Annotated in this window: 6 protein-coding genes; all 6 read left to right on the top strand. The window is 52.8% G+C overall.

Annotation, left to right across the window (positions count from 1 at the left end; all coding sequences use genetic code 11):
* Positions 1 to 600 precede the first annotated feature (600 nt).
* The 6 genes from gltB to NG346_RS04620 all read left to right on the top strand — a co-directional run bounded on the left by gltB (position 601) and on the right by NG346_RS04620 (position 14,931).
* Entirely contained in the window at positions 601 to 5,133 is a 4,533-nt protein-coding gene (gltB, locus tag NG346_RS04645) for a glutamate synthase large subunit (RefSeq protein WP_262279224.1), read from the top strand.
* Between the two features lie 109 nt (positions 5,134 to 5,242).
* Positions 5,243 to 6,673, top strand: coding sequence for a glutamate synthase subunit beta (locus NG346_RS04640; protein WP_262279223.1), 1,431 nt, complete (start codon positions 5,243 to 5,245; stop codon positions 6,671 to 6,673).
* Between the two features lie 632 nt (positions 6,674 to 7,305).
* Positions 7,306 to 8,904, top strand: a complete 1,599-nt coding sequence (locus NG346_RS04635; RefSeq protein ID WP_396266727.1) for an arabinan endo-1,5-alpha-L-arabinosidase — start codon at positions 7,306 to 7,308, stop codon at positions 8,902 to 8,904.
* A gap of 402 nt (positions 8,905 to 9,306) precedes the next feature.
* Positions 9,307 to 11,052: an ATP-binding protein gene (locus tag NG346_RS04630; RefSeq protein ID WP_262288406.1), complete on the top strand. Its 1,746-nt coding sequence runs from the start codon at positions 9,307 to 9,309 to the stop codon at positions 11,050 to 11,052.
* Positions 11,053 to 11,378: 326 nt separating this feature from the next.
* A complete protein-coding gene (locus NG346_RS04625) occupies positions 11,379 to 13,124 on the top strand; it encodes an ATP-binding protein (RefSeq protein WP_262288405.1) in 1,746 nt (581 codons plus the stop codon).
* A 70-nt stretch (positions 13,125 to 13,194) separates the two neighbouring features.
* The gene (locus NG346_RS04620; RefSeq protein WP_262288404.1) at positions 13,195 to 14,931 is read left to right on the top strand and encodes an ATP-binding protein; all 1,737 of its coding nucleotides are present in this window, start codon (positions 13,195 to 13,197) and stop codon (positions 14,929 to 14,931) included.
* Positions 14,932 to 14,947 lie beyond the last annotated feature (16 nt).

Below are 14,947 nucleotides of genomic sequence, written 5' to 3'. Positions count from 1 at the left end.
CACCACCCATCCACGCCGTCGGGCGCTGTCAGCGACGGACTTGCACGCACGTCCGACTCGCCGGAAGCCACAAGGACTTTTGCGACACATCTTGCCCGCAACACAATATTCCTTGACAAAAAGACGCCAAAATTCGCCGAATTCAGCGCCAAGGAGGACTTGACGCGAAAAAACGCAGCCACAAGGGCGGAAAATTGTCAGATTATCCAACAACGGATCGCCCACCGCCCTAAGCGCGCACGATCCACCGGGCCACAAACCTCGTCATTTAGTGACCGCACATCAGCAACCCACGGATAACGGATATACTATATATAATAGGTGTAATCCACTCCCCTTCCTGCCATGCCATGACTCCAAAATGTATGAATTATGGCTTATGCAGCTATACTTTGTTTTACATATCTCCACTTTTTAAGCAATAAGCGCCATTTTACTTACAATCTCGATTTTACACGCTCTTGTTTATAAGCAATCGTAACTTCACACACATATAGAAGAAATTCTTTATCCCCTTTTGTAGGTATATTCTTACATTTAGAAGTCTTTTTAGTAATTTTGTAGTCAATTTGATAGAGAAATAACCAAATACGTTAGCAAATGCAAAGAAATGGATTGTACAACAGCGCCTACGAGCACGATGCGTGCGGTGTAGGTATGGTGGTGAATATCCACGGCGGTAAGTCGCACCAGCTCGTCGACAACGCCCTGAAAGTGCTCGAGAACCTGCGCCATCGTGGCGCTGAGGGCGCTGACGGAAAGACAGGCGACGGTGCAGGCATCCTGCTGCAGATTCCCCACGAGTTTATATTGCTTCAGGGTATACCAGTTCCGGAGAAGGGCAAGTACGGTACAGGATTGATTTTCTTGCCCAAAGATGAGAAACGTCAGCAATCCATTCTTTCCATCATGATCGAGGAAATCGAGCGCGAGGGATTGCAGCTCATGCATCTGCGCTCGGTGCCTACGAACCCCGACTGCTTAGGCGAGGCCGCTCTGGAGTCGGAGCCTGACGTCAAGCAGGTGTTCATCACCGGCGTCAGCGACGACAAGGTGCCTGTCTTCGAGCGCATACTGTATATCATCAGAAAGAAGATCGAGCGCCGCGTCCACGACAAGGACTTCTATATCTGCTCGCTCTCGAGCAAGACCATCGTCTACAAGGGTATGCTCTCCAGCTTGCAACTGCGCCAGTACTATCCCGACCTGACGAACAACTATTTCACCAGCGGTCTGGCACTCGTCCACTCCCGCTTCTCTACCAATACCTTCCCCACATGGGCACTGGCACAGCCGTTCCGTCTGCTCTGCCACAATGGTGAGATCAACACCATCCGCGGCAACCGCTCGTGGATGAAAGCACGTGAGAGTGTGCTCTCTTCCGAAGCACTCGGCGACATCCGCGACATCTCACCGATCGTTCAGCCCGACATGAGTGACTCGGCTTCACTGGACAACGTCTTTGAGTTCTTTGTCATGAATGGCATGAGTCTGCCACATGCTCTGTCGGTGATGATTCCGGAGAGTTTCAACGACAAAAACCCGATCAGCGAGGATCTGAAAGCCTTCTATGAGTATCATTCCATCCTGATGGAGCCGTGGGACGGACCTGCCGCACTGATGTTCAGCGACGGCCGCTACGCCGGAGGTATGCTCGACCGCAACGGTCTGCGTCCGGCCCGCTACACGATCACCAAGAACGGCACAATGGTGGTGGCCTCTGAGGTCGGCGTGATGGACTTCGACCCCACCGAGATCGCCGAGAAAGGACGCCTGCAGCCAGGTAAGATCCTGCTCGTCGACACCGAAGAGGGCAAGATCTACTACGACGGAGAAATCAAGGAGCGTCTCGCTTCTCAGCATCCTTATCGCCAGTGGCTCAACACCAACCGCATCCAGCTCGAAAACATCCGCTCGGGCCGTAAGGTCAGCAACAGCGTAGAGCATCTCCATGCCAAAGAGGTGGAATTTGGTTTCGGCGAGGAAGACATCAAGGACACGCTCATCCCCATGTCCACCAAGGGACAGGAGCCTACGGCTTCCATGGGCAACGACACGCCGCTGGCTGTGCTCTCTCCCAAGCCGCAGATCTTCTTCAACTACTTCCGCCAGCAGTTCGCCCAGGTCACCAATCCTGCCATCGACTCCATCCGTGAGAACCTCGTGATGAGTCTGGCTGAGTATATCGGACGCGTCGGCACAGGCATTCTCAACCCCGACGAGACCAACTGCAAGATGGTGCGTCTGCCCCACCCTATTCTGACCAACGCACAACTCGACATTCTTTGCAACATCCGCTATAAAGGCTTCAACACCCGCAAGCTCAGCATGACCTTCGAGGCTCCCGCTGATCCGGCCATGGGCGGCGAACGTCTCCATGAGGCCATCGACCGCCTCTGCCACGACGCCGAGCAGAGTGTTGACGACGGATACAACTATATCATCCTCTCGGACCGCGACATCGACGACAAGCACATCGCCATCCCGTCACTGCTCGCCGTGAGTGCCGTACACCACTACCTGATCAATGTGGGCAAGCGTGTGCAGACCGCGCTGATCGTCGAAAGCGGTGAGATCCGCGAGGTAATGCACGCTGCCCTGCTCTTGGGCTACGGTGCTTCCGCACTCTGTCCTTACATGACCTACGCCGTCCTCGACGACTTGGTGAAGAAGGGCAAGATCCAGGAGAACTACCCGACTGCCGAGGCCAACTATATCAAGGCCGTGAAGAAAGGCTTGTTCAAGATCATGGCCAAGATGGGTATCTCTACGATCCGTTCTTACCGTGGTGCCCAGATCTTCGAGGCCATCGGTCTGTCACAGGGTTTGCTGAAGGCTTACTTCGGCACCGACACGAGCAGCATCGGCGGCATCGGACTCGACACCATCGCCCGCGACCAGCTCCGCTTCCACAGAGCTGCCGTGAACACTGAGAAAGAGGAGGAGACGCTCCACATCGAACTGCCACTGAAGAACCTCGGACAGTTCCACTGGCGCAAGGACGGTATCGACCACGCATGGAACCCAGAGACCATCGCTACCCTGCAGCTCGCTACGCGCACGGGCAACTATGAGCTCTTCAAGAAATTCTCCAATCTCGTCGACCACAAGAAGGAGCCGATCTTCGTCCGCGACTTCCTCGACTTCAAGCGCAACCCGATAGATATCAATAAGGTGGAGCCCGTCGAGAGCATCGTCAAGCACTTCGTCACCGGTGCCATGAGCTTCGGTGCACTGAGCAAAGAGGCTCACGAGGCGCTGGCTCTGGCCATGAACGCCCTCGGCGCACGCAGCAACACCGGTGAGGGCGGTGAGGACCGCGACCGCTATTCCGGCACTGTCGACGGCATCAGCCTGAGCAGTAAGACCAAGCAGGTGGCTTCCGGACGCTTCGGTGTCACCACAGAATACCTCGTCAACGCTGAGGAGATCCAGATCAAGGTAGCGCAGGGTGCCAAGCCTGGTGAGGGCGGACAGCTGCCCGGCTACAAGGTCAACGAGATCATCGCCAAGACACGCCACTCCATTCCGGGCATCTCACTCATCTCTCCACCGCCTCATCACGACATCTACTCCATCGAGGACCTCAAGCAGCTCATCTTCGACTTGAAGAATGTCAACCCGAAGGCTGCCATCTCCGTGAAGCTTGTCGCCGAGAGCGGCGTGGGCACCATCGCAGCCGGCGTAGTGAAAGCTAAAGCCGACCTCGTCGTCATCTCCGGTGCTGAAGGCGGTACAGGTGCCAGCCCTGCCAGCAGTATGCGCTTCGCCGGCATCTCGCCCGAGATCGGCATCGCCGAGACACAGCAGACGCTCGTACGCAACGGTCTGCGCTCACTGGCCCGTCTGCAAGTCGACGGTCAGCTGAAGACTGGTCTTGACGTCATCCTCATGGCACTGCTCGGTGCTGAGGAGTTCGGATTCGGTACTTCCGCACTGATCACCTTGGGCTGTGTGATGATGCGTAAGTGCTCGCAGAACACCTGCCCCATGGGTGTGGCCACACAGGACCCGAAACTGCGCGCACACTTCCGAGGCAGCTACCACAACGTGGTCAACTATATGAAGTTCATCGCTCAGGAGGTGCGTGAATACCTCGCCGAGATGGGCTATACCTCACTCAACGAGATTGTCGGTCACACCGAGCTCATCGTGCCGCGTGACATCAAGGCCGAGGAGGCCAATGTCAACGAGGAGACGGTGGCTAAATGGAAGAGCCTCGACTTCTCCAACCTGCTCCACCGCGAGACCGGCGACACCTCGCTCTACTGCACCAAGCTGCAGGATCACGAGATCCACGATCTTCTGGATCAGCAGATCATCGCCAGCGCACAAAACGCCATCGAGAAGAAAGAGGAGATCAACCTCGACTACGCCATCCGCAACACCAACCGTGCTGTAGGCACCATGCTCAGCGGCCTCATCGCTACGAAATACGGCGAGGAAGGCCTGCCCGACGACACAATCAACATCAAATTCAAAGGTTCTGCAGGTCAGAGCTTCGGCGCGTTCCTCGTTCACGGCGTGAGCTTCAAACTCGAGGGCGAGACCAACGACTACTTCGGCAAGGGGCTCTCCGGCGGCCGCATCTCTATCCTGCCACCGATCCGCAGTAACTTCGAAGCCGAGGACAACATCATCGCCGGCAACACCGGATTGTATGGTGCCACCTCAGGTGAGCTGTATATCAACGGTCAGGTCGGTGAGCGCTTCGCCGTGCGCAACTCGGGAGCCATCGCCGTCGTGGAGGGTGCCGGTGACCACTGCTGTGAGTACATGACAGGCGGACGCGTCGTCGTCCTCGGTCCTACAGGCCGCAACTTCGCCGCTGGTATGAGTGGTGGCGTGGCTTACGTCTGGGACAAGAACCACAACTTCGACTACTTCTGCAACATGGACATGGTGGAAATCAACCTCGTGGAGGAGACCACTTACCGCAAGGAGCTCCATGAGCTCATCCGCCAGCACTATCTCTACACTGGCTCGAAGCTCGCCCGCACGATGCTCGACGAATGGAACCACTACGTCGAGGAGTTCATTCAGGTTGTGCCTATCGAGTACAAGCGTGTGCTGCAGGAAGAGCAGGTCAAGAAGCTCCAGCAGAAGATCGCTGACATGCAGAGAGACTACTAAGAATGATGAGTGATGAATGATGAATGTTGACTTATTACAACATTCATCATTCAACATTCAACATTGAAAACAACTCAACATTCAACATTGAACATTCAACATTAAGCATATGGGTAATCCAAGAGGATTTTTAGAGGTGGAGCGCAAGGAAGCCGGCTACCGCCCTATACATGACCGCATCCACGATTTCGGCGAAGTGGAGCAGACACTCAACAGTAATGACCGCCGACTGCAGGCAAGCCGCTGCATGGACTGCGGCGTACCTTTCTGCCATTGGGCTTGCCCCCTTGGCAACAAACCGCCAGAGTGGAACGATGCCCTCTACCGTGGTGACTGGCAGCTGGCCTACGAGTTGCTCACCGAAACCAACGACTTCCCGGAGTTCACCGGACGCATCTGTCCGGCACTCTGCGAGAAAGCCTGTGTGCTCAACCTCATGGAGCACGAGCCGACCACCAACCGCGAGGACGAGGCCGCCATCATCGAGCACGCCTTCGGCGAGGATTATGTCAAGCCGCACGTGCCCGAGCGCAATGGCAAGAAGGTCGCTGTCGTCGGTGCAGGACCTGCCGGTCTGACTGCCGCCACACGCCTCAACCAGAAGGGCTACACAGTGACCGTCTACGACGCACGCGAGGATGCAGGCGGACTGCTCCGCTACGGCATTCCTAACTTCAAGCTCATCAAGTCGATCATCGACCGACGTCTCAACCTGCTGCGCGAAGAGGGCATCATCTTTGAGTTTGGCGTGAAGCTCGTGGACTCTAAGAAGAAGAGTGCTGACGACAAAGGCGAGATCGCTGCCAACATTCAGAACGACCCGACACTCGGCAAGGACAAGACGGTGACCATCGACAAGCTCAGCGCAGACTACGACGCTGTGGTCGTCGCCACCGGCACGCCGACAGCCCGCGACCTGAAGATTCCCGGACGCGACCTCAAGGGCGTGTACTTCGCACTGGAGATGCTCTCACAGCAAAACCGTAAGCTCGCCGGACAGGAGTTCAGCCGCGATGAACTCGTCAATGCCAAAGGTAAGAACGTTCTCGTCATCGGTGGTGGTGACACCGGTTCTGACTGCATCGGCACAGCTCACCGTCAGGGGGCCAAGAGCGTGACACAGATCGAGATCATGCCAAAGCCGCCGGTGGGTCCCGACGATCCTAAGAACCCGTGGCCCAACTGGCCACGTACGCTGAAGACGACATCTTCGCACGAAGAGGGTTGCGTGCGCCGTTGGAACATCAACTCATTGGAGTTCCTCGGCAAGAACGGCAAGCTCACCGGCGTGAAGGTGCAGGAGATCACATGGGTGCCCAATCCCGAAGGCGGCCGTCCGCTGATGAAGCCTGCCAAGGATCCGGAGATCATCCCCGCCGAGATGGTGCTCCTCGCCATGGGCTTCCTCCGTCCACAACAGCCACAGTTCCCTGCCAACGTCTTCGTGGCCGGTGACGCTGCCTCAGGTGCGAGCCTCGTGGTGCGTGCCATGGCCAGCGGTAAGGACGTGGCAGAGAAAGTCGACAAATTGCTGAAATAGTCTTAGCCTCACACAGAGGTCAAACCTATTCATTAGACTTATCGCTTTTAGCGAAGCCAAGCAGGGGATCAACTCGGAACAGCTATCAGTGTCCGAGTGGATCCCTTTTTCCTTTCATCCCACCATACGCTCTACCCGACCGTGCTCATAGGCTTAGACCTCGCGGAAACGTTTCTTCAGCAGCGTATATTCCTTTCTTACGTACATAACCTTCTTCTATTTTGACGTTACTCATCCAAACAACGTTGTTTCTAATAGACTGTTTAACAACATATTACTATTGCCTCTCAGATTTTACTCAATGCACTGAGTAATTTCCTGCCACTAAGAGAAAGATAGCCAGACGTTTCTCTTTGTAACCATAACATGGTGGACAAACCGACAGAAATGAGAGGACAAAATGATAGATGAAGAAAAATAGTATGGCCTGTCCCTTGCATGATTAACTCGATCCCATTAATTTTGCAACCAGCAGAAACTCCTGAGAAGGGAGAGCTAAAAGCCTACAAGCGATCAGCAAATTACTTAGCAACAATCCGTTTTACTAATCCATACAATCAAAAATGAACAAGCTATTACTTACAAACGTGATTTGGATGGGAGTCCTCGCCCTGTCCAGTTGCAGCAACCAAATGATCACAGACGATCCGTCGGAAGAAGCCTCACCCGTGTGCGACTCCACTTCACTGACCACCCGTGCGGGCAAGCTCTCTACCTATTCGGCTCCTACCTATGCCGATGACTACTCCCCCATCGCCGACTGGAGCCAACGGGACAATTGGAACCTTGCCAATGTGCACGATCCGTCAGTGATGAAGGCCGATGACGGATACTACTATATGTATCAGACCGACGCCTCTTACGGCAACGCTTTGGACGGGCAAGGACACTTCTTCTGTCGCCGGTCCAAAGACTTGGTACACTGGTCGTGGGTAGGATCCACCATGCACAGACAGCCGTCGTGGGTGGCTACAAAAACCAACGAATACCGCGCTGCCATGGGGCTGCCTCCCATCAAGAAGTTCCGCTACTGCTTCTGGGCGCCTTGCGCCCGCAAGGTGAGAAACGGACTCTACAGAATGTACTACTCCATAGTGGTGGACAACTACATCGGAAACGGGAAATACAACGATGCCGCCAACTGGTGTAACTCATGGACAGAGCGTGCCTTCATCGGCGTGATGGAGACATCTGACCCGGCATCGAACAACTGGACAGACAAAGGCATGGTCACCACATCGTCCACAGACAAGGGATTTAACTATTACCGTCCGTCAGGCAGTGACTGGAATGCTTACTTCAAATACAACGCCATCGATCCTACCTACATCATCTGTCCCGATGGCAAGCACTATCTGCTATACGGATCTTGGCATTCCGGTATCGTAGCCTTGCGCATCAACCCCAACACGGGTAAAGCTTATAGCCAACAAGGCAATCCTTGGGGAGACATCTCCAGCTATGGCCAGCTCGTCTACTCGCGCAACCTCAACAGCCGTTGGCAGGCCTCTGAGGGTCCGGAAGTGGTATACCATGATGGTTACTACTATCTGTTCCTGGCCTACGACGAACTCTCTGTGGCCTACAACACCCGTGTGCTGAGATCGAAGAACATCCTTGGCCCTTATTATGGAAAAGACGGCCGCAACTGTACAGCAAAAGGTGGAGAGGCCTATCCTATCGTCACGCATCCTTATCGATTCAACGGCCACAGCGGATGGGTCGGCGTGTCGCACTGCTGCGTATTCGACGATGGCAAGGGCAACTGGTTCTTTGCCTCTCAGGGACGTCTGCCGGCCAACACAAACGGCAACCCATACTCCAACGCCATCATGATGGGACAAGTGAGATCTCTGAGATGGACACAAGACGGATGGCCTGTCGTCATGCCGGAAAGATATGGCAACGTACCACAACTCACCATCCTTGAGAGTGAGCTCAAAGGCAAATGGGAACTGATACCTTTGTCGTACAAAGCAGGCCAGCAATGCACTTCTGTCTCTATGACATTGGGCTCCGGCCACAAGATCACGGCTGGCTTCAAGGCTGGATCAACATGGAAATACGACAAGGCTGCCGGTATACTTTATATTGCTGGCATACCAATGTATCTCAGTCGCGAGGTTGACTGGGAGTCGAGACCCAGAAAGGCAACGATCGTCTTCTCCGGACTCAGCAACTACAACAGCAAAAGCAATCTGTTTACCTATTGGGGTAAAAAGGTAAACTAATTCCCGTCTGACATGACGATATTAGCTCGTATGGCTGATGTCACGAAACTATCAACGCTTCAGGAATACGCAAACAAAGCACTGCCAAGTTTGCGTATTCCGCTCGTTTTCACTATCTTTGAATAAGATAGGATGCACTGGGAATAGAAAAATATATTCTCGATATTCGCTGATATTCTTAATGGCATCGAAGATGGCACGTTAAAAGAAAAAACAATGGCTGGGTGTACACTGCCCTTTGCGTTCTTGGCGGCTTCGCGAGATTAAACTTATCATGTTGTCTTTTTGGTAAACGCTCCGCTACGCGGAATATCGAATATCCACGAAAATAAAGCTCGGGCTTTATTTTCTTATTCCGCTCGTTTTCACTATCTTTGCAAGTAGAAACAAAAGATTGTCACTATGAGCGCAGATTACAAACTTGTTCCTTACGGCATCTCTGACTTTGAGCAGCTAAGGAAGGAAAATAAATACTTGGTCGACAAGACCATGTTCTTTGAAAAGATGGAGAGGGCGGGCAACTTCCTTTTCCTGGTGCGCCCGCGCCGCTTCGGCAAGAGTCTCTTCTTGGACATGCTGGAGTCGTATTACGACATCAACCAAAAAAACAACTTCCAAGAGTTGTTCAAGGGGCTGTATGTCGCTGAACATCCGACAAAAGAGCAGGGAGAGTTTCTTGTGTTGCACCTCGATTTCTCTATAGTGGGCAGTGACTTGGAGAATCTATACGAGAACTTCAACAAATATCTGAGTCAACGTTGTATGTTGTTTGCCCAGAAATACGCAGCATACTATCCCGACGACTTTATGAAATATATGCAGCGGGAGGATACAGGAATGGGTATGCTCAACTTGATTCATGGATATTCGCATGAATTGAGACTCAAGCTCTACCTCATCGTCGACGAATACGACAACTTCACCAACAACGTGCTCAACGTGAAGGGACAGCGGGCTTACCACGAGCTCACGCACGGCACCGGCTTCTACCGCGACATCTTCAAGCTCTTCAAGCCGATGTTCCACCGCATCATCATGCTTGGCGTCTCGCCCATTACGCTCGACGACCTCACCAGTGGCTACAACATCGCACTGAACATGAGTCTCGATGCCCGCTTCAATCAGATGCTCGGCTTCTCGGAGGAAGAGGTGCGCCAGATGATCCGCTACTATAAGGAGGTGGGAGCCATCAGCGAGGACAAGACCGAGGACGACATCATCGCCGACATGAAACCGTGGTACGACAACTACTGTTTCGCAAGAAGAAGTTTCGCAACAGATCCTAAGATGTTCAACTGCGACATGGTGTGCTATTATATGAGTACGCTCGTTGATACCGGAGATCGTCCCGAAGACCTTGTGGATCCCAACACGATGACGGACTATGGCAAGCTGAAGCGGCTCATCGAGATCGACAACATGGAGGAGAACCGTCTCCGCATCATCCACGAGATCATAGAGAAAGGTTATATCCAAGGCATTCTTGTCAGCCATTTTCCTGCCGAGCGCATCATGGACTATGACAATTTCGTCAGCCTGCTCTACTACTATGGCATGCTGACCATCGGCGGCGTAGAAGGTGAGTTGCTCACGCTGATCATTCCTAACAACAATGTCAGACTGCAATACTATCGCTACCTCCGTGACGAATATCGGGAGATTGCACCGATTAGTACCACACAACTGAGCATTTGTTATGTTCGTGCGGCTATCCACGGCGACTGGCGCCCGTTGATAGAGTTCATCTGCAAGGCTTATCACGACACCACTGCCATCCGCCAGCTCATCGAGGGCGAGCGCAACCTGCAGGGCTTCATGAATGCCTACCTCACGCTGACCAACTACTATCAGGTGGCGCCCGAGATGGAGTTCTCCCACGGCTATTGCGATTTCTTCCTCTTGCCCAACTATCTCACCTATCCGATGGTGGCTCACAGCTACATCCTGGAACTGAAATACTTGAAGTCCGACGCTACCGAGGCGGAGGCCGAAAAACAATGGTCCGAGGCCGTGGAGCAGATCAAGACCTACGCGGCCGACAAGAAGTTGCAGAGCATGCTCCACGGCACCACGCTCCACCCGATCGTGATACAGATCAAAGGCTACGACCTCGTGAAGTACGAGGAAATCACTCTTCCGTCATGCTGAAAGCTCGGGCTTTATTTTCATAAAAACTCGTTTTCACTATCTTTGAATAAGATAGGATGCACTGGGAATAGAAAAATATATTCTCGATATTCGCTGATATTCTTAATGGCATCGAAGATGGCACGTTAAAAGAAAAAACAATGGCTGGGTGTACACTGCCCTTTGCGTTCTTGGCGGCTTCGCGAGATTAAACTTATCATGTTGTCTTTTTGGTAAACGCTCCGCTACGCGGAATATCGAATATCCACGAAAATAAAGCTCGGGCTTTATTTTCTTATTCCACTCGTTTTCACTATCTTTGCAAGTAGAAACAAAAGACTGTCTCTATGAGCGCAAATTACAAACTTGTTCCTTACGGTATCTCTGACTTTGAGCAGTTAAGGAAGGAAAATAAATACTTGGTCGACAAGACCATGTTCTTTGAGAAAATGGAAAGGGCAGGCAACTTCCTTTTCCTGGTGCGCCCGCGACGCTTCGGCAAGAGTCTCTTCTTGGACATGCTGGAGTCGTATTACGACATCAACCAGAAGGACAACTTCCAAGAGCTGTTCAAGGGGCTGTATGTCGCTGACCATCCGACAAAAGAGCAGGGAGAGTTTCAGGTGTTGCATCTCGACTTCTCTATGGTGGGCAGCGACTTGGAGAATCTATACGAGAACTTCAACCGTTACTGCTGCAATGTGATGGATTCTTTCATCGACGACTACAAGAACTACTATAGCCCCCGTGTCGTGGAGTGGGTACATAGTGCAGAAACGGCTGCAAGCAAGCTCAACATTGTCAGAATGGAGGCAAAGAAAGCAAAAAATAAGCTCTACCTCATCGTCGACGAATACGACAACTTCACCAACAACGTGCTCAACGTGAAGGGACAGCGGGCTTACCACGAGCTTACCCACGGCACCGGCTTCTACCGCGACATCTTCAAGCTCTTCAAGCCGATGTTCCACCGCATCATCATGCTTGGCGTCTCGCCCATTACGCTCGACGACCTCACCAGTGGCTACAACATCGCACTGAACATGAGTCTCGATGCCCGCTTCAATCAGATGCTCGGCTTCTCGGAGGAAGAGGTGCGGCAGATGATCCGCTACTATAAGGAGGTGGGAGCCATCAGCGAGGACAAGACCGAGGACGACATCATCGCCGACATGAAGCCGTGGTACGACAACTACTGTTTCGCCAGAAAGAGTTTTGCCACTGATCCAAAGATGTTCAACTGCGACATGGTGTGCTATTATATGAGTACGCTCGTTGATACCGGAGATCGTCCCGAAGACCTTGTGGATCCCAACACGATGACGGACTATGGCAAGTTGAAGCGACTCATAGAGATAGACAGAATGGAAGAGACCCGCCTCAGCACCATTCATGAGATTGCAGAGAAGGGATATATCTTAGGCACTGTCGTCAGCCATTTCCCTGCCGAACGGATCATGGACTATGACAATTTCGTCAGCCTGCTCTACTACTATGGCATGCTGACCATAGGTGGCGTGCGCGGTGAGACGCTGAAACTGATCATCCCCAACAACAATGTGCGCATCCAGTACTATCAATACATGTTTGATGAATATCAGAATATCAACGCGCTTCCCACTGCCGCATTGCGAAGTGTCTATGACAGCGCAGCGCTTGACGGCGACTGGCGCCCGTTGATAGAGTTCATCTGCAAGGCTTATCACGACACCACTGCCATCCGCCAGCTCATCGAGGGCGAGCGCAACCTGCAGGGCTTCATGAATGCCTACCTCACGCTGACCAACTACTATCAGGTGGCGCCCGAGATGGAGTTCTCCCACGGCTATTGCGATTTCTTCCTGCTGCCCAACTACCTCACCTATCCGATGGTGGCTCACAGCTACATTCTGGAACTGAAATACTTGAAGTCCGACGCTACCGAGGCGGAGGCCGAGAAGCAATGGTCCGAGGCCGTGGAGCAGATCAAGACCTACGCGGCCGACAAGAAGTTGCAGAGCATGCTCCACGGCTCCACGCTCCACCCGATCGTGATACAGATCAAAGGCTACGACCTCGTGAAGTACGAGGAAATCCCTCTTCCGTCATGCTGAAAGCTCGGGCTTTATTTTCATAAAAACTCGTTTTCACTATCTTTGCAAATAGAAACAAAAGGCTGTCACTATGAGCGCAAATTACAAACTTGTTCCTTACGGCATCTCTGACTTTGAGCAGCTAAGGAAGGAAAATAAATACTTGGTCGACAAGACCATGTTCTTTGAGAAGATGGAGAGGGCGGGCAACTTCCTTTTCCTGGTGCGCCCGCGACGCTTCGGCAAGAGTCTCTTCTTGGACATGCTGGAGTCGTATTACGACATCAATCAAAAGGACAACTTCCAAGAGTTGTTCAAGGGGCTGTATGTCGCTGACCATCCGACAAAAGAGCAGGGAGAGTTTCAGGTGTTGCATCTCGACTTCTCTATGGTGGGCAGCGACTTGGAGAATCTATACGAGAACTTCAACCGTTACTGCTGCAATGTGATGGATTCTTTCATCGACGACTACAAGAACTACTATAGCCCCCGTGTCGTGGAGTGGGTACATAGTGCAGAAACGGCTGCAAGCAAGCTCAACATTGTCAGAATGGAGGCAAAGAAAGCAAAAAATAAGCTCTACCTCATCGTCGACGAATACGACAACTTCACCAACAACGTGCTCAACGTGAAGGGACAGCAGGCTTACCACGAGCTCACGCACGGCACCGGCTTCTACCGCGACATCTTCAAGCTTTTCAAGCCGATGTTCCACCGCATCATCATGCTTGGCGTCTCGCCCATTACGCTCGACGACCTCACCAGTGGCTACAACATTGCTTTGAACATGAGTCTCGATGCCCGCTTCAATCAGATGCTCGGCTTCTCGGAGGAAGAGGTGCGGCAGATGATCCGCTACTATAAGGAGGTGGGAGCCATCGGCGAGGACAAGACCGAGGACGACATCATCGCCGACATGAAACCGTGGTACGACAACTACTGCTTCGCCGACGACAGCTACGGTGTTGAGCCCAGCATGTTCAACTGCGACATGGTGTGCTATTACATGAGTCAACTCGTTGATACAGGCAAACGTCCGAAGGTGATGGTTGATCCCAACACGATGACGGACTATGGCAAGCTGAAGCGACTCATAGAGATCGACAACATGGAGGAGAACCGTCTCCGCATCATCCACGAGATCATAGAGAAAGGTTATATCCAAGGCATTCTTGTCAGCCATTTTCCTGCCGAGCGCATCATGGACTATGACAATTTCGTCAGTCTGCTCTACTACTATGGCATGCTGACCATCGGCGGCGTAGAAGGTGAGTTGCTCACGCTGATCATTCCTAACAACAATGTCAGACTGCAATACTATCGCTACCTCCGTGACGAATATCGGGAGATTGCACCGATTAGTACCACGCAACTGAGCATTTGTTATGTTCGTGCGGCTATCCACGGCGACTGGCGCCCGTTGATAGAGTTCATCTGCAAGGCTTATCACGACACCACAGCCATCCGCCAGCTCATCGAGGGCGAGCGCAACCTGCAGGGCTTCATGAATGCCTACCTCACGCTGACCAACTACTATCAGGTGGCACCGGAGATGGAGTTCTCCCACGGCTACTGCGATTTCTTCCTGCTGCCCAACTACCTCACCTATCCGATGGTGGCTCACAGCTACATCCTGGAACTGAAATACTTGAAGTCCGACGCTACCGAGGCGGAGGCCGAAAAGCAATGGTCCGAGGCCGTGGAGCAGATCAAGACCTACGCGGCCGACAAGAAGTTGCAGAGCATGCTCCACGGCTCCACGCTCCACCCGATCGTGATACAGATCAAAGGCTACGACCTCGTGAAGTACGAGGAAGTCAAGCTTTGAAGCATCATGGATTAAC

The sequence above is a fragment of the Hallella absiana genome, assembly GCF_025457485.1.
In the GTDB taxonomy this organism is placed as follows: domain Bacteria; phylum Bacteroidota; class Bacteroidia; order Bacteroidales; family Bacteroidaceae; genus Prevotella; species Prevotella absiana.
The sequence above is the reverse complement of the archived record's forward strand: the minus strand, read 5'-3'. Positions and strand labels throughout refer to the sequence as shown.